Consider the following 18,326-nt stretch of genomic DNA (forward strand, 5'->3'; position numbering starts at 1 on the left):
AGCGCTTATACGGTGGTGAGGACCTTGTCCCAGCCGTTCACGGAGTCGGCTCGGCGCGGCGCCGGCCCTACATAGATGGCCGACGGGCGGACCAGCTTGCCGAGTCGCTTCTGCTCGAGGATGTGGGCGCACCATCCTGCGGTGCGACCACAGGTGAACATCGCCGGCATCATGCTGGCCGGCACGTCGGCGAAGTCCAGGATGACCGCCGCCCAGAACTCGACGTTGGTCTCGATCGGGCGGTCCGGCCGACGCTCCCGCAACTCGGCCAGGGCCGCCTGCTCCAGCGCCACCGCGACGTCGTAGCGGGGTGCGTTCAGCCGCTTGGCGGTCGCCCGCAACACTCTGGCGCGCGGGTCCTCGGCGCGGTAGACCCGGTGTCCGAAACCCATCAGCTTCTCGCCGCGGTCCAGGATGCCCTTGACCAGACCGCGGGCATCATCGGTGCGCTCGACCTCTTCGATCATCGGCAGCACCCGGGCCGGCGCACCGCCGTGCAGGGGGCCGCTCATAGCGCCGATCGCACCGGACAACGCCGCTGCCACGTCGGCGCCGGTGGATGCGATCACCCGCGCGGTGAATGTCGAGGCGTTCATGCCGTGTTCGGCAGCAGACACCCAATAAGCGTCGATGGCCTCGATGTGTCGGGGATCCGGCTCGCCGCGCCACCGGGTCATGAAACGTGCTGTGACGGTTGAACACTCGTCGATGAGGCGCTGCGGGACCGCCGGCACGTAAATGCCGCGACCGGACTGCGCGACGTAGGACAGCGCCATCACCGATGCGCGGGCCAACTGGTCGCGAGCGGTCGGCTCGTTGGTGTCCAGCAGCGGCTTGTACCCCCAGATGGGCGCCAGCATGGCCAGGCCGGCCTGCACGTCGACCCGCACGTCACCGGTGTGGATCGGCAACGGGAACGGCTCGGCCGGGGGCAGTCCGTGGCCGAATTCACCGTCGACCAGCAACGCCCAGACGTCGCCGAAGTGGACCCCCTGGCCCACCAGATCCTCGATGTCGACGCCGCGGTAGCGCAGCGATCCTCCGTCTTTGTCCGGCTCGGCGATCTTGGTCGTGAAGGCCACGACGCCTTCCAGACCTGGGACGAAATCTTCTGGAACCACAGTCATGGGCAGATTCTTGCACTACTGGCCTGGGCGGTTCCTACCGGCCGGTAACAACGTCCGAGTAGCGTTGGGACGGTGACAGAATCAGACCGGCAGTCGCTGGCCGGGATGCGGGTGGAGTACGGGTCCGCCGAGAAGGACGGCAGCCCTGACCTGGATGCGGACTGGCTTGCCGAGGGCTGGCTTGCCTTGTTCCGCAGGTGGATGGACGACGCGTGGCAGGCCGGGGTTGCCGAGGCCAATGCCATGGTGGTGGCCACCGTCGCCGAGGGCCGCCCGGTGACCCGGACGGTGCTGTGCAAGAACGCCGACGAGAGCGGGATCAGTTTCTACACCAACTACGACTCGGCGAAAGGGACCGAGCTGGCGGCGACGCCCTACGCGTCGGCGACCTTCCCGTGGTATCTGCTGGGACGGCAGGTTCATATCCGCGGGCCGGTCAGCAAGGTCGCGCCGCAGACCACCGCCGATTACTGGTCCAAGCGGCCGCGCGGGTCGCAGCTGGGCGCCTGGGCGTCGCACCAGTCGAGGCCCATCGCCTCGCGCGCCGCACTGCTCGACCAATTAGCGGAGGTGACAGCGCGATTTGCCGACACCGAGCACATCCCGGTGCCGCCGAACTGGGGCGGCTACCTGATCGCGCCCCAGGTGGTGGAGTTCTGGCAAGGTCGAGAAGACCGGGTGCACAACAGGATTCGGATCTCCGGCGGCGTCGTGGAGCGGTTGCAGCCCTGACCCGGTGAACTGCGAACCGGATCGGTGTCATTCGCGCGGCGGATTTTCGCCGAGTGGTGTGCCCCGCGAGAGTTCATCGAACTTCGCCAGCGCTCGGTCCAGGTCTGCCTCGTCGAACATCTCACAGCGGCAGAGTAGGTCGCCTTCAACCATGAAGATGTCGCTAATGCGCCACTCGGCCTCGAAGCCCGCAGCCGAAGTCCCGCTCGCGACGTGAGTGACGACCGCGCCGTTCTCAGTCAACCGATGAACCGTCTCGACATAGATGCGGTTGTGCGCCGTTTCATTCAACGCAGCGCGAAGGTAAGCCTTGAGGTCACCAGGCCCGACCGGCGCCAGGTTGCGGTGGTCAATATCCACGAAATCGTCTGCTGTCGCCGGAATTTCGCGCCGATTGAGTGATTCGTACGCCCGAGTGAGGACTGACCACGCGTGAGCGTGTGCGGCGGCTTCGCCTGCCAGGTAGCGGGCATCCAGTTCGGCGACGGCGGCCTCGAGGTCGTCGACGTCGAAGGTGATCAACGCGGAAACCCGCTCGTCGATGGTGATCTCGATGACGCTGAGTGCCTCGGTGAGGTCAGCCTCGGGTCCTGGTTCGCGGTCGGTGAATCTGTTGCGTACGAGGAGCAGACGTTCGCCACGCGTCGCTATCGCTGTTGACGTCACGTTTGTGAGGGACAGGTCGGCGACGGCTTGCACGTCTGCCCTCTGGGCATCCCGGCCCTGCCGTATTCCCGAACCCACCAACCGACGGCGATCGTCGCTCACGAAGTTGTCGGCAAGCATGTCCGCCATGGCGTTCCGGTCGCCAGCTGCGTGACTCGCGACGAAGCGCTCAGCCACTCGGTGTGCGGCGTTATGCGGTTCTTGCGCCCGTGCGTGCAATTCGTCGAACTTCGCGAGAGCGACGTCGAGGTCAGCCTCATCGAACAGCTCACAACGGTGCACACGGTCGCCGCTGACCTGCAGAAGCTGAATCATTCGCCACTCAGCACTGAAGCCGTCCGGCGATGTCCCGCAGGCGGTGTGGGTGACAACGGCTCCGAGGCTGCCGAGTCGATGCACCGACTCGACGTATATCTCCATGTTGGGCGTGAGGTCCCACCCGCTACGGATATACGCATTCAGATCATCCCCTTCGAACGTGCTGTGGACCCGGTGATCGATGGTCACGCAACGCGACAGCCCCGGAGAGATCTTGTGTTTGTTGAGCGCGGCATAACCTGTGGCGATCACCGACCAAGTGTGCGCGTGGGCAGCAGCTTCGCCGGCGATGAATCGCGCTTCGAGTTCCGCTGTTGCAGCGGCCATATCGTCACCATCGATGATGACGACGGCGGCAACTTGGTCGTCCGCGTTCAGCTCGACGACCTGCAGTGCGTCGAGCTGGATCTCAGCGCGCTCGGTCCCTGAGGCACGAATGCGGGTGAGGACAAGACGGTCTCCGCGGGTCGCGATGATCGGAGCCGCGATGTCAGTCAGTAATCCGACCTCGACGCCGACTCGAAGATCTTCGATTGCGGCGTCCTGACCGTGTCGAACACCGGCATTGACGACCGTGCGGCGGTCTTCGTTGCAATCGTCGTCAGCGAACATGTTCGCCGTGGCGTCCCAGTGGACCGCGATCTCAGCGATCGTCTTCATATCGCGCATTCCGGCATCCCGACCGCGCATGGTCCCGGCGCCCACCATTCGACGTCGATCGTCGTGGGCATAGTCAACGGATAGTGTCGCGGCCATCGCATCCCAGTTGCGAGCGGCACAGTACGCCCAGAGCCGTCCGTTCACCCGGCTGGCCGAGTTTTCGAGGCGCCGTGCGGGGCGGTGCAATTCCGCGAACCGAGCCAGCGCCGCCTTGAGGTCTGTTTCGTCGAAAAGCTCACAGCGATTCACCTTGTCGCCCTCGACCGTCGACAGGGCAACTTCTCGCCATTCTGCTTCAAAGCCCGCAGGTGAGTTTCCGTGTGCCACATAAGTCACGACCGCACCCAGTTCGTTGAGCTGATGTACAGCCACGATATGAGGCCGGATTGGTCGGTCGAGATCCCAACCCTTGCTGGTGTATTCACTCAACTCGCCGGCAGCGAACGCGGCCCCCCGGCGGTGGTCGACACTTGCGCAGTCGGCGGTCAGCGTGGGCAGCTCACCGCGTCTGACGGATGCATAGGTACCGGAGATGGTCTGCCACACAAGTGCGTAAGAAGCTGCGTCCCCAGCGAGGTATCGCGAGTCGAGTTCGGCCACCGCCGCATCGAAGTCGTTGGCATCGAATACGACCGCTGCCTTCGCCCGGCCTTTGTGCATCTGAATAAGCTGTAGCACATCGTATTTCACAGTCTCAGCATCACGTCCGGTGATTTCAACGCGTAGTAGGGCGAGGTCATTGCCGCGAGTCGCAACCACACCGCGGATCGTGAATGCCATACCGACGTCCGCAGCCGCCCGCATATCCTGGATCTCGGCCTCTTGACCATGGCGGATCCCGGCGTTCACCACACGCCGACGATCGTCGATGTAAAAGTCCTCCGTAAGGGATTGCGGCAGGACCTGCCACGCACGGGCTGCGAATGCTGCCAAATAGCGCCTAAGCGCGCGGCTGGCTGCGTTCTCCAGTTGCGGTGCGGGACGGCATAGCTCATCTAATTCGGCCAGCGCGGCGTCAAGGTCCACCTCGTCGAAAATCTCACAGCGGCTGATCAAGTCACCGTCGACGGTGAATAGGGTGACCTCTCGCCACTCGACGTCGAAGCCGGCCTGCGACGTCCCATACGTTGCCTGGGTGATGACCGCGCCGAAGTCACCCAGGCGATGCACCGCATGGGCGTAGATCTTGGCTTGTGGCGTGAGTTCCCAGGTGGCGCGGACGTAGGGGAAGAGCTCACCGGGAGAGAATGCTCGTGCTCGGCGGTGGTCGATATTCACCCAGTTCGGTGTCACCGAGGGGAGCTCGTGTCTATTGAACGCGGCGAAGTTGCGGGCGATCACTGACCACGTATTTGCGTGGGTGGCCGCTTCGCCGGCCAGATATCGTGCGTCGAGTTCGGCGACGGCGGCGTCGATGTCGTCGAGGTCGAAGAACACGGCGGCGATGATCCGGTCGTCGCCGTCGATCTCCAGAATGCCGAGCACCTCGGTGAGAAACCCCGGTGCCTCATCGTCGCGGCGCGAGAAGCAAAGGCGATCGAGGACGAGATGCTCACCGCGAGTGGCAATGACGGTTGGTGTGACATTCGACGACCACAGCTCGGCGACCACCCGCATGCTCGCTAGCTGCGCCTCTCGGCCGACCTGAACTGCGTTGCCCACAACTCGGCGTCGATCATCGTTGGCGAAATCGCCAGCCAGCATCCGCTCTATTGCGTCCCAATCACCCGCGGCGAAGAGCGTCAGGAAGCGCTCACCCATTCGGCTCGCGGCATTTTCCAGGCGTCGGAGCGGCCGATGGACCAGTTGATCGAAGCGTGCCAGTGCGGCGTCCATGTCGTCCGCGTCGAAGACCTCGCAGCGGTTGACCAGGTCACCGTCGAAGGTAATGACGCTGACAACCCGCCATTCGGCCTGGAATCCCCCTGGGGTGGTCTCACGCGAAATGTGCGTCACGACCGCACCGGCGTCGGTCAACCGATCTACCGTCGCGACGAAATAGCTAATGTCCGAGGCGAGGTTCCTGGTGACTTCGAGAAGGGCGGTCATGTCACCGGGCGCGATCGATGTTCCGCTCCGGTGGTCGATGTTGACCCAATCTTCAGTCGTCGCAAACAGTTCGCGTCGGTTGAGTGCGGCGAAACCTCGCCTGACCGCCGACCAGACTTGGGAGTGGCGGGCCGCTTCACCCGCCAGGTAGCGCTTATCGAGTTCAGCGAGTGCGGAATCGAAGTGGTCGAGGTCGAACACGACCCGTGCCGAGAACTTGCCCTCGGCATTGACCTCCAGCACGTCGAGGACGTCGGTGTGGAATGCCGCCGGTGACCGGACGCGTCCCCACGTCTGCGCCCGGCTGAGCGCCAGGCGATTTCCACGCGTAGCAATGACATCCGAAGTCATCGCTCTCACACCGATTTCGGTGAGACTGACAATCTCGGTGACCAGGGCATCGCGGCCGGATCGGGTGCCGGAGTTCAACGCCCGTCTCCGATCGTCGGAAGAACAATCGTCGGCCATGAGATCGGACAGCGCGTCCCAGTCGCGGGCGGCGAAGAGCACCTCGATGCGCTCATGCATTGCGCTGGCCGCGTTTTCGGATAGCCGAACTGGTCGGTCTAACTGTTTGAATCTTTCGTCTGCGGCGACAAGGTCGATCTCGTCGAAGACCTCGCAACGCCTGATCATCTCGCCATCCACGAGTAGCAGTGCAATGCCTCGCCATTCGGCATCGAGACCCTCTCGCGAGGTCTCCTGCGCCGCGTAGGTGATTACTGCACCGTCGTTGCTCAGCGAATGCACCTCCTGGACATAGGTATTGATGTCCTGCTCGAAGTCCTTCCCGGCGCCGAAGTAGTCGATCAGGTCACCGGGTCCGAACGCCGCCTCCACTCGGTGGTCGACGTTGATCCAATCTGCTGTCGTCGGTGGTGCCTGGTGGCAGTTGAGTGCGTTGCATGCCGCCGCGATTACCGACCAGGTGTGCGCGTACGGTGCCGCTGCCCCGACGAGATACCGCGCGTCGAGCTCGGCGATGGCGCTGCGGAAGTCGTCGAGGTCAAACACGGTGCGTGCCGACACCCGCTCGTCGGCGTCGATCTCGACGACGGCGAGGACGTCGATGCCGAACGCGTCCGGTTCGTCGTCGCGGAACGCGGATCGGACGCGATTGAGTACCAGGCGCTCACCCCGGGTGGCGATGGTGTCGGTCGTCATTCTCTTGACTGCCGGAGCGGTTATCACAATCTCGGCCATCACGGCGTTGCGGCCTTGACGGAGTCCGGAGCCGATGACCTTCCGGCGATCGTCCTGGGTGATGTCATCAGCCAACGAATCTGCAACCGATGGCAGGTCACCGGCTAGCAGATATGAGTTGATACAACGACATACGCGAGCAGCAGCGGTTTCCGGCCCTGGCTGCGGTTCTACGAGTTCAATGTGGGCGGGACGGCTCTCGACGACTACCTGGGGCGCAAACAGTTGGTCCGCGTCGTCCCAAGCTTCACGATCGACAGCGTCCGCGACTCGGCGTGCGACGCGTACGCATTCGTTGTCAGGCTCGCTGCCCGATGCTTCGGGTGCTCGTAAGGCCGACGAGGGGTCACGAATCCCGAGCGGTTGCCGAGCCGTCTCGACAAGTGCTACAGCGCCTTTCCGTTCGTACAGGCCGACCGCTCGTTCGGCGGCAGATCGCGCTCCTGCGACATCACCGGCGACGCTCAGAACCCTCGCCAACGTCAGGCATGCATCGCCGTGGTCGACCAGCGCGTCGGTGCGTTCGGCCAGCGTCACCGCGCTCTCAGCCATCCGCCGGGCTGCGTTGTGTTCACTTACGCTCGACAACAGCTGTGCTCGCAACGTCCGCCACGCGATCGACGCCTTCAGCGCGTGACCGGCCAACCGCTCACTCTCGCGGCACAACTCGTCTGCTTCAGCGTCTCGGCCGAGTGCCAGGCAGGTGCGACCGAGCAGTGCGGCGGTTTCGGCGGTGTCAGCTTCCAAACGCATACGGCGAAAACCATTGTAAGCCTTACGAAAGAGTGGCTCAGCCGCGCCGGGTTCGTCGGCAACGAGTTCGATGATGCCGGCGAACTGTTCGACTTCACACAGGGCGTGACGCAAGCCGAGCTCGGTGACCGTGCGTCGGGCCGAGTCGATCATTCGCCGCGCGGCGGCAGCGCGGCCGCGGAACGCCTCCAACACGGCCTGACACTGTGTCGAGGTGGCCTCGACCGCAGGCGAGTCGGTGGTGATGCGCAGCAGCCGCACCACATCGAGGCACCGTCCGCCCGCCCGTGGAACCGGGTTGGGGCCCCACAACGCGGCCAGCGGCGCTCCCGCTAACACGGCATTCACCCGTCGGTGCTCACGGGCGCGCCGCGCGGCGTTCAGCGCGTTGTCCAAGGCGACTTCGCAGTCCGCGATGCGCCCGAGCCGGGCCAGACACCCGGCCCGCACGGTGTGGGCGTTGGCCTCACCGGCGGCGTCGTCCAGGCCGGCCAGCCTCTCGGCAGCAGCACCCAGCGCGGCTTCGACCTCATCCAGCCGCTCAGGGTGTATCAGCATCGACAATTGGCCGTCGAAACACGTCGCCCAGGCCGCTAGTCGAGCTGAATCTGTTGTCGCCGATTGCAATTGAGATACCGCACCCGCCGCCGATGTGACATCGCCGGCAGCCAGCAGGGCCTCACACCGCGCCACCAGCAGCGTGGCAACCTGGTCGTCTCGGTCGGGAAGTTCGTCGTCAATCTCCTCGAGCGCGTGTAGCGCATGGTCGTACAGGTCGGCCGCACCTTCGTAGGCCAGCCGGGTCATCGCCTGGTCCGCGGCCCGCCGGCAGTACTCGACCGCCTTGGCTGCGTTTCCCGCCCAGGCGCATTCGAAGTAGTGGTGCGCCAACTCCGCCAGCAGTTCATCGTCACCCCCGGCCTGGCTTTCCAAGGTCACCGCGATGCGCTGGTGCAGCCGCATGCGTCGTACCGACGCCAGCTCGGCCAGCAACGACTGCCGGACCAGGGCATGGTTGAACCGGTAGTGGCCGCCGGTTTCCTCGATGACGATGCCGGCCTTAGATGCTTCGTCGAACGCGTCGATGAGATCGTCGCCGACCACGTGTTCCACCAGATCCAACGCGAACCGGCTGCCGACGACCGCCGCCGCCGACAGCGCCTTATTCGTTTCCATCGAGAGCCGGGAAAGCCTGCGGCTCACAGCTTCTCGCACTCCCTGAGGCAGCGTGCTCTGATCCCACAGGCCACCGCTCTCGTCGACGTGCCGCAGCGCCTCGATCAGAAAGAACGGGTTGCCGCCGGTGACGGAGGCCAGCGCATGGGCGAGTTCCTCGTCGTCGTAGCCGGCTTCCGCGACGTAGGCGGTCACGTCGTTCTCGTCGAGCCCGGCGAGATTCAGCCGGCTGGCGGTGCCATCGCGGTGCAGATCGGCCAGCATGGCCGCCAACGGATGCGAGCGGTCCAGGTCGGTGCTGCGGTAGGTTCCCACGATCTGGACGCGGGCGTGGTCGCCGAAGCGCAGCAGGTGCCGCAGCAGCAGCAATGTCGGTTTGGCCGCCCAATGCAGATCGTCGAGAATCAGGACGACCGGCGCCGCGGCGGAAGCGATTTCGAGTAGCGCGACAACGGCGTCGAACAGTGCGTAGCGTTCGGTGTCCGGGTCCGCCCGGGGCGGGGCAGCCAGATCGGCCATCACGTCGGGCAGTCCGGGTACCAACGGCAGCAGTGCCTCAACACCGCGCAAACCGCGCAGCCGCTGCGCGCCGACGCACGGCACCAGTGCGCGTAGTGCTTCGGCGAACGGCTGGTAGGGCGCGCCGAGGTCCTCGTCGCACCGCCCGTAGAGCACGACCGCACCTTCGGCATATGCGCGTTGGGACCATTCGCCGGCCAGGCGGGTCTTGCCGACACCCGGTTCACCGGCGATCAACACCGCATGCGTGGCGTGGGTCGGCCACGCGGAGACGAGTTGCTCGAATTCCGGGCCACGGCCCACGAACGGTCCGGGCCCGATCAACACTGCAGGCAGAGCGGGACGCTGGAGCGGCGTCACCGCAGGTTCGGGAGTGCTGGTATCGGCGTCGAACCGCAACTCGAAAACATGCTCGGGACGCGCCAGGTTCTTCAGTTGCCGCATGCCCAGGTCGGCGAGCGACACGTCGTCGGCCAGTGTGTCTATGACGAGCTCGGCGACCGCACCCGAACACAGGATCTGCCCGCCCGCGGCCAACGACCGCAGTCGCGCTGCTCGGTTGACCGCCCTGCCGAAGTAGTCGCCGTCGCGAAGCTCGACCTCGCCGGTGTGCAGCGCGATCCGGATGCGCATCGGCTCAGCCAGCGCCCAGGGCTCCCGCGCGATCGCCTCTTGCATCTCGATGGCAGCGGCGGCGGCTGCTGACGGCCGGTCGAAGACCGAAAAGGTTGCGTCACCCTCGCCACGGGTCTTGATCAGCCGTCCACCGCGTGATGTGACGACCTGTTCGATCAACTCGTCGTGGCGGGCCAGCGCTGTCGCCATGGCGGCGGCATCTGCTTCCCAGGCTGCGGTCGATCCCTCGATGTCGGTGAGCAGAAAGGTCACAGCTCGCATCACCGACGAAACCTGTTGGGCGGCTGGAATATCCAGCGATGAGTCCTGAGCGACGATGGCCGCTTCGAGTCGGCGCAGCTCCGGGCCGGGGTCGACGCCCAGTTCGTCGGCCAGCAACGACCGGGCGCGTTGATACGCGCCTAGGGCCTCTCCCTGACGGCCGGCACGGTAGAGGGCGAGCATCAGCTGGCACCATCGCTTTTCCCGCAGCGGTGCCTCGGCGACTGCCGCCTCCAGGTCGCCGACCACCTCCGCGGCGCGACCGGTCGCGAGCAGCGCGTCCGCCCGATCCTCGACCAACGCGGAGTGACCCTCCAGCCACCGCGTCTTTTCCGACAAGCCGCGCCGGCCGTCGGGCAGCTCGGGGACACCGCGCCACAGGCCCAGCGCTTCTTCGAACAGGACCACCGCTTGGCGGCTGTCGCCGGCGGCCGCGGCGTCGCGACCTCGTCGGGCAGCCGATGTGTAAGTCGCGGCGTCGACCGCCGCTTCGGCGAGCTTCCAGCCAGCCCCTTCGGTGAGCACGAAACCGTCGCCCAAGGCGCGGCGCAGGGCAGAGATGTGGGTCTGCAGAGCCTTGGCGGCGGTGCGGGGCGGAGCGGTGCCCCAGAGCAACTCGATCAGCGTGTCCGCAGGAACGACCGAGCCGTTGCGCAGGCCCAGCATGGTGAGCAGGGCGCGCGGCTTGGCGCCCGGGATCATGACGGGAGTACCGCCCTGCCGGACCTGCAGAGGCCCCAGAACCCCCAGTTCCACGCCTTGAAGGGTAGTCATGTTGACCATCGTCGGTAAGACGATTCAACGCGCGGTCAAGGTCGGGTAAAGGATCGCCAATCTAGAGGCGGGCCAGGTTGAACAGTCCCGCCAGCCCGGTGCCGAAGTTCAACAGGCCCGAGGTGAAGCCGCTGTAGTAGCCGGCGGGCTTGCCGGAAATTGCGGCAGTGAAGGCGGTGTTGAAGAATCCGGACATCCGGCCGTCGACGTCCGACCCGCCGGTGGCCAGGTTGGAGATGCCCGACACGCCGTTGTTCGCGGTGGCGCTGCCCCTAGCGGTGTTGAGCAGGCCCGACATCTGGTCGCCGGTGTTACCGATGCCCGAGACATTCGTGCCCGTGTTGTTGAAGCCCGAATTGATCAGACCGGTATTGATCGCGGATCCGACGCCGGTGTTGACGTTTCCCGAATTCCAGAAGCCGGTATTAGTGTCACCCGAATTCCCGTTACCGGTGTTGTAGCTGCCCGCATTCCAGAAACCGGTGTCGGCGTAACCCGAGTTACCGGCACCGGTGTTGTAGCCGCCGGAGTTTCCGATCCCGGTGTTGATGAGTCCCGATTGGCCAATGCCTGTGTTGAGGGCACCCGAGTTGCCGATGCCGAAATTGCCCCCGCCGGAGTTCCCGATGCCGAAATTGCTGTGCGGACCCGGAAGTTCCCCCATGTTGGTACCGGAGTTGAAGATGCCGACGTTGCCGCTACCCGAATTGAAGAATCCGATGTTGTTGGTCCCGGAGTTTCCGAAACCTATATTGCCGCTGCCCGAGTTCAGCAGTCCGGCGAGGTTGATTCCGACCTGGTTGTCGCCCCGCAGCCCGATGCCGATGTTGTTGTTGCCGGAGTTGCCGAAGCCGAGATTGTTGTTTCCCGTGTTCCCACCGCCGATATTGAAATTCCCGGTATTGCCGCCGCCCCGGTTTCCGGTGCCGGTGTTGCCGATGCCGACGTTCTCGTGGCCGGTGTTGCCCATCCCGACGTTGTGACTGCCCGGCCCATAGCTCGAGGACCCTATATTGCCGAAACCGAAATTGTCGTCACCGAGATTTCCCATGCCGACGTTTCGGCTGCCGAGGTTGCCGCTGCCGAAGTTGGTGTTGCCGTTGTTTCCGCTGCCGATGTTCTGGCTGCCCTTGTTCCCGATCCCGAAGTTGCCGTCGCCGCTGTTTCCGTTGCCGAGGTTGCCGGTGCCCTTGTTGCCCAGGCCTAGATTGGCCAGCAACTGTTGCAGGGTCTCCTGCACGCTCGCCGCCGGTAGCTGTTGGGCGGCCGCGGCTTCGGCCGCCGCGTACTGCCCCGCCCCCACGTTCATCAGTTGCACGAACTGGTCGTGAAAGGCTGCTGCGCGAGCGCTGATCGCCTGGTATTGCCGGCCGTGGGTGGAAAACAGCGCGGCGACGGCCGCTGACACCTCATCGGCGCCCGCGGACAGCAGCGCCGTCGTCTGGGCCGTCGCACCCGTGCTGGCGATGCGCAGCACGTCATTGATCCTGGCCAAATCCGTTGCAGCCGATGACATTAGCTCGGTTGACGTGATTACAAACGACATGTCGGTACCCCTGCGTCGAAGTGAGTGGATATCGCGTAGTCCCAGACTGGCTCGGCACAGCGGGGACTGCTTAGGTAGTCGACTACCTCAATTTGGGGCGGGATACCCTCGTCGGCGATGCCCCTCTTCGCGGACACCGCGCCGCTGCGCACCCGCGATTTCCGCCGGCTCTGGGTGGCGGGCATCCCCACCGTCATCGGGGCCAACCTGACGATCTTCGCGGTCCCGGTTCAGATCTACGCGCTGACGCAGAACTCCGCGTACGTGGGACTGGCCGGGCTGTTCTCGTTGGTACCGCTGGTGGTGTTCGGGCTGCTGGGGGGTGCCTGGGCCGATGCCATGGATCGCCGGGTGTTGTTGATCGTCGCCTCCTGCGGGCTGGCGGTGGCGTCGCTGCTGCTGTGGCTGCAGGCCGCGCTGGCAGTCAACGACGTCTGGGTGGTGTTGTGCCTGCTGGCGGTGCAGCAGGCGTTCTTCGCGGTGAACTCGCCGGCACGCTCGGCGGCGATTCCGCGGATGGTGGCGGGGGAGCAGCTGCCTGCCGCCAATGCACTGAACATGACGGTGAGCCAGTTCGGCGCGATCGCCGGTCCGATGCTGGCCGGGGTGCTGCTGAACTGGGTGGACCTGTCCGCGCTGTATCTGATCGATGCGATCACCTGTCTGTTGCCGATCTGGGCGACCGTCCGGTTGGCGCCCATGCCCGCGGTGGCGGTCGACGAGACCCGACGCTGGGGTCTCGGTGCGGTGCTGGACGGTTTTCGCTACCTGGCCGGCAACACCGTGGTGCTGATGTCCTTCGTCGTGGACCTGATCGCGATGATCTTCGGCATGCCACGGGCACTGTTCCCGCAGCTGGCCCACGAGAGCTTCGGCGGTCCCATCGAGGGGGGCTCGGCGATGGCGCTGCTGTCGGCGGCCATCGCCGTCGGCGCGGTGGCCGGTGGGGTGTTCTCCGGCTGGTTCCCCCGGGTCCGGCGCCAGGGCCTGACCATCGTCGTCGCGATCGTCGCCTGGGGTCTTGCCATGGTGGGTTTCGGCCTCACCAGTGGCATGGCGCACGGGCGGGCCGGCCCGATGCTGTGGATCGCGTTGGCGTTCCTGGCCTTTGGCGGTGCGGCTGACATGGTATCGGCCGCGTTCCGCTCGACGATGCTGCAACAGGCGGCCTCCGACGATGTGGTGGGCCGGCTGCAGGGGGTGTTCGCCGTGGTGGTCGGCGGTGGGCCCCGGTTGGCCGACACGCTGCACGGCGCCGCTGCGGCGGCCGTCGGCACCACCGCGGCCGCAGCCGGGGGTGGGGCACTGGTGGTGGTGGGGGTCGTCATCGCAGCCCTGATCGCGCCGGCGTTCATCAGGTACCGGACGCCGGGAGGCCAACCGGGCGCCACGCTGGGGTGACGCTCGACGCCGAGTGCCACGCTGGCGTGACGTTCGGCGTCAAAGGCGGGGACGGCGACGGCGGCATCCGGGCGCGGCCCGCCGCCAGACCTGCAGACCCGACCCCGGGCAGGCACGCCATCGCGAGAACGACTACCTTCACCTATACGCACCTAGTGCACCTGCACGCACCTAGGGCGGGCAGCCATATCAGCCTGAGCGCAAAGGGGTTCTCGTGGGCGACACCGACGACACCGCAACTCTGAAGTACCCGGGTGGCGATATCGACCTGAAGGTCGTCCACGCCACTGAAGGTGCCGACGGCATTGCGCTCGGTTCACTGCTCTCCAAGACCGGTCACACCACCTTCGACAACGGCTTTGTCAACACCGCCGCCTGCAAGAGTTCCATCACCTATATCGACGGGGACGCCGGGATCCTGCGCTACCGCGGTTACCCGATCGACCAGCTGGCGGAGAAGTCGACCTTTATCGAGGTCTCCTACCTGCTGATCTACGGTGAGCTGCCCACCAGCGACCAGCTTGCCGAGTTCACCCGGAAGATCCAGCTGCACACGATGCTGCACGAGGACCTCAAGCGGTTCTTCGATGGCTTCCCGCGCAACGCGCACCCCATGCCGGTGTTGTCCAGCACGGTCAACGCGCTCTCCGCGTACTACCCGGACTCGCTGGACCCCACGGACAACACCCAGGTCGAACTGTCGACGATCCGGTTGCTGGCCAAGCTGCCCACCATCGCCGCCTACGCGTACAAGAAGTCGGTGGGGCAGCCTTTCCTCTATCCGGACAACTCGCTCACGCTGGTGGAGAACTTCCTGCGGATGACGTTCGGGCTGCCCGCCGAACCCTACGAAGCAGACCCCGAAGTGGTGCGGGCGCTGGACATGCTGCTGATCCTGCACGCCGATCACGAGCAGAATTGCTCGACGTCGACGGTGCGCCTGGTGGGGTCGTCGCAGGCCAACCTGTTCACGTCGATCTCGGGCGGCATCAACGCCCTGTGGGGCCCGCTGCACGGCGGCGCCAACCAGGCCGTCCTGGAGATGCTCGAACAGATCAAGGAGAGCGGCGACGACGTCGGCGAGTTCGTCCGCAAGGTCAAGAACCGCGAGGCGGGCGTCAAGCTGATGGGCTTCGGCCACCGCGTGTACAAGAACTACGACCCGCGCGCCCGCATCGTCAAGGACCAGGCCGACAAGATCCTGGCCAAGCTCGGCGGGGACCCGTTGCTCGACATCGCCATCCAGCTGGAAGAGGCGGCGCTGACCGACGACTACTTCATCGAGCGCAAGCTGTACCCGAACGTGGACTTCTACACCGGCCTGATCTACCGGGCACTGGGCTTCCCGGTCCGCATGTTCACCGTGTTGTTCGCCCTGGGCCGGCTGCCCGGCTGGATCGCGCACTGGCGCGAGATGCACGACGAGGGCGACAGCAAGATCGGCCGTCCGCGCCAGATCTACACCGGTTACACCGAGCGCGACTACACCGCCATCGACGGCCGCTAGCCGCCCGCCCACTCGGTGAGCACCGCCATCGCGGCGTTGTGCCCGCCGATGCCCGAGACCGCCCCGCCGCGGCGCGCGCTGGACCCGCACCGCATGATCCGCGCGTGCCCGGTGGCGACCCCCCACCGGCGCGCCGGGGTGTCCAGCGGATCATCGTCGTCGGCGAACGGCCAGGACAATCCGCCGTGGAAGATGTTGCCCGCCGTCATTCCCAGTGTCCGCTCCAAGTCGCCGGTGGTCGTGGTCTCCAGGCACGGTCGGCCCTGCGCATCCGGCAGCAGAACATCCTGAATCGGTTCGGCCAGAACGGAATTCAGTGACGCCAGCACGGCTTCGGTGAGCGCGCCGACATCGGCGGTCAGTGAATGCGGGGTGTGCACACCGAATACCGTCATGGTCTGCACCCCCGGGAGTGCCGGCGACACGATGCTCGGATCGGCCAGCGAATGGCAGTAGGCCTCGCACGGCAGCGGGTCGGGTAACTCGCCGCTCGACGCCCGCAGGTAGGCGGCGTCGAGTTGGGACCAGGTTTCGTTGACGTGGAACGTGCCGGCGAAAGCCTGCTGCGGGGTGACGCGCTCGTCGCGCAACCGCGGCATCCGGCGCAGCACCATGTTGACCTTGACCTGGGAACCGGGCGCCAGCATCGGTCGCGGTTCACCCAGCAGGTCGGCCAGCACCGCCGGACCCACCCCGCTGAGCACGAACCGGCCCCGAGCCACGCACTGGTCCCCGCGGCTCCGGTAGCGCACCTCGCCGTCCGGGTCGACAGCGAAAACATCTGCGCCGGTGAGTATTTCAGCTCCGTGACTGGTGGCGGCAGCAGCCAGCGCCGAGGACACCGCGCCCATGCCGCCGACCGGGACATCCCAGTCTCCGGTGCCGCCGCCCAGCACGTGATACAGCAAGCAGACGTTCTGTTGCAGTGAGGACTCGTCCAGGCGGGCGAAAGTGCCGATCAAAGCGTCGGTGGCTACCACTCCGCGGACGACGTCGTGGTCGACGGCGTCGGCGATCGCCCGCCCGATGGGCTCGTCGACCATGGCCCGCCACGCGGTCGCGGCGTCCCGATCACCCCCGTCCAGCACCAGCCGGCGCGCCTCGGCGCGGGTGCGCAGCGGTTCGAGCAACGACGGCCAGAGCCGCTGGGTCAGCAGTCGGCACTGCCGATAGAACGCGTCGAACCCCTGCTCGTCGCGCCCGGCGCCGATCGCGTCGAAGCCGCCGGGTGCCCCGACGAGCAGGCCGGTTCGACCGCCGCTGGCGGGGTCGGGGGTATAGGAGGAGTACGCGCGTCGAGTCAGCCGTACCCGTGCGCCCAAATCTTCGAGGATGCGCGGCGGCAGCAGGCTGACCAGATACGAGTAGCGCGACAGGTGGACGTCGACACCGTCGAAGGGCCGGGCCGATATGGCGGCGCCACCGACGTGTGCACGCTTTTCCAGGACCTGCACCCGTAAGCCTGCCCGGGCCAGGTATCCGGCGGCGACCAGGCCGTTGTGCCCGCCGCCGACGATGACGACATCGTGTTCGGTTGCCTCAGCCATCGGGCTACCGGTTGGCGCAACCCCGGTCACCGATGTGCGCGTTCGGCGGTGTGCTTCCGGTGGCCATTGCTACAGTCTGCCCGACGTTGCCTCGGGAACGGCCTCGGACTCGGTAGGCTGCATATCGCCTGGAAGAGCGCGAACGAGTGAGGAGCGATGGCCGGTTCAGAGGTGGGGGTCGACGAATCGCCCACGGCCGTCGAGCCCGAGCAGCAGGCCCAGCCGACCCGGCCGTTCAGCCGACAACAACTGCTGCGGCCCTGGCTGATCGCGCTGGCGCTGCTGCCGTTTCTGCTCGCCCTGATCAGCTACGGGGCATACGAGCGACCGATGGCCGTCAACGGCCCCGCCGGCGATCTGCCCACGATCACCAAGCCGTCGGGGAGCATCACGATGGCCCCGAGCCTGCAGTTGTCGCTGCTCACGATCAGTCGCAGCGGCAACAGCATCACGCTGATCGGCGATTGCCCCGACGACGCGTCCAAAGCTGCCCTGATGAGGGCACTCAAGGCATTGTTGACACCGGGAGTCAACGTGGTCGATCAGATCCGCATCGACCCGCTGACGCACGCACTCGACTTCGGCGGCGCAGAGCCGGTTTTCACCGCGGGGGCGCCCATCCCCGATCTCACCTTCAAGGTGGAAAGGGACACCGTCACGCTGACCGGTACGGCCGCATCGCCCGCGCAGAAGGAGGCGGTCGCGCGCGCGGCGGCCGGTACCTGGCCGGATGTCAACGTCGCCAACAGGATTGTGACCAGGGGACAGATCACGCCGACCGCCCCGGGTGCCGCCACACCTGCTCCCGCGCCCCCTCCGGCCGCGTCCTGCAATGACGTGCAGGCGGCCATCAACGCCATCACCGGGGGCCCGCTGGCCTTCGGTAACGACGGCGTGAGTCTGACACCGGAGGACAACGACATCCTGATCCGGGTGGCCGACAAGCTCAAAGCGTGTCCGGACGCCAAGGTGACCGTCAACGGTTACACCGACAACGCCGGCAGCGAGGCCATCAATATCCCGCTCAGCACGCAGCGCGCCACCGCCGTCGCTGAATACATCATCGCCAACGGCGTCGCCCGCGCCCGCGTCACCGTCAAGGGCCTGGGTTCGGCCAATCCGATCGCGGGCAATGACACTCCCGAGGGGCGGGCCAAGAACCGCCGCGCCGAGATCGTGGTCGGCTAGGGGGCATCGGGCATGGGTTTCGTGATCCAGTGGTTGGTCTGCCTGGTCGCCTTTGTGGCCGGTTCGGCCGTTGCCTATGGGATCGCGTTGCTGTTCAAGTCCGAAGGGCCGGACGAGACCGTTGCTGAGCCGGCCATCCAACCGGAGCCGGTCCGGCCGGCCGAGTCCGCGCAGCGCGCCGAGCCCGAGTCGTCGGAGATCGGGGCGAAAAGGTGAGCGGCCAGCTGCACTGGTGGCCGGCCGCCGCCTCATTCGGGCTCGGC

The 18,326-nt window shown here is 66.1% G+C and carries 9 protein-coding genes; 5 read left to right on the forward strand and 4 right to left on the reverse strand.

All coding sequences use genetic code 11. The features are described 5' to 3' along the window. Positions 1–5: 5 nt before the first annotated feature. Positions 6–1,127 carry a citrate synthase 2 gene (locus AC5Y6Y_RS09235; protein WP_499929693.1) on the reverse strand — a complete coding sequence of 374 codons (1,122 nt, stop codon included), beginning with the start codon at positions 1,125–1,127 and terminating at the stop codon, positions 6–8. A gap of 105 nt (positions 1,128–1,232) precedes the next feature. Between AC5Y6Y_RS09235 and pdxH the strand changes: the two genes are divergently transcribed. Continuing rightward, complete coding sequence (gene pdxH / locus AC5Y6Y_RS09240; protein WP_499929892.1) at positions 1,233–1,859, forward strand: pyridoxamine 5'-phosphate oxidase; 627 nt, start codon at positions 1,233–1,235, stop codon at positions 1,857–1,859. A 27-nt stretch (positions 1,860–1,886) separates the two neighbouring features. On the opposite strand, the gene AC5Y6Y_RS09245 is transcribed toward pdxH, so the two are convergent. Next, the gene (locus AC5Y6Y_RS09245) at positions 1,887–10,874 is read right to left on the reverse strand and encodes an ATP-binding protein (protein ID WP_499929695.1); all 8,988 of its coding nucleotides are present in this window, start codon (positions 10,872–10,874) and stop codon (positions 1,887–1,889) included. Between the two features lie 61 nt (positions 10,875–10,935). Further along, positions 10,936–12,420: a PE family protein gene (locus tag AC5Y6Y_RS09250; RefSeq protein ID WP_499929697.1), complete on the reverse strand. Its 1,485-nt coding sequence runs from the start codon at positions 12,418–12,420 to the stop codon at positions 10,936–10,938. Positions 12,421–12,537: 117 nt separating this feature from the next. Between AC5Y6Y_RS09250 and AC5Y6Y_RS09255 the strand changes: the two genes are divergently transcribed. Next, positions 12,538–13,821, forward strand: coding sequence for an MFS transporter (locus AC5Y6Y_RS09255; protein ID WP_463827340.1), 1,284 nt, complete (start codon positions 12,538–12,540; stop codon positions 13,819–13,821). A 214-nt stretch (positions 13,822–14,035) separates the two neighbouring features. Further along, positions 14,036–15,328: a citrate synthase gene (locus AC5Y6Y_RS09260; protein ID WP_499929700.1), complete on the forward strand. Its 1,293-nt coding sequence runs from the start codon at positions 14,036–14,038 to the stop codon at positions 15,326–15,328. Here AC5Y6Y_RS09260 and AC5Y6Y_RS09265 read toward each other — a convergent pair. Further along, positions 15,325–16,875: a phytoene desaturase family protein gene (locus AC5Y6Y_RS09265; RefSeq protein WP_499929702.1), complete on the reverse strand. Its 1,551-nt coding sequence runs from the start codon at positions 16,873–16,875 to the stop codon at positions 15,325–15,327. The two genes, AC5Y6Y_RS09260 and AC5Y6Y_RS09265, sit on opposite strands and share 4 nt — an antisense overlap. A 156-nt stretch (positions 16,876–17,031) precedes the next feature. Here AC5Y6Y_RS09265 and arfA point away from each other — a divergent pair, with 156 nt between their 5' ends. Together arfA and arfB are read left to right on the forward strand one after the other, a co-directional pair. Further along, positions 17,032–18,063, forward strand: coding sequence for a channel-forming protein ArfA/OmpATb (arfA, locus tag AC5Y6Y_RS09270; RefSeq protein ID WP_463827343.1), 1,032 nt, complete (start codon positions 17,032–17,034; stop codon positions 18,061–18,063). Between the two features lie 12 nt (positions 18,064–18,075). Beyond that, on the forward strand, positions 18,076–18,279 hold the full coding sequence (gene arfB, locus AC5Y6Y_RS09275) for a channel accessory protein ArfB (RefSeq protein WP_463827344.1): 204 nt from the start codon (positions 18,076–18,078) through the stop codon (positions 18,277–18,279). The last annotated feature ends 47 nt before the right edge of the window (positions 18,280–18,326 follow it).

Source organism: Mycobacterium sp. NGS24, assembly GCF_059813065.1.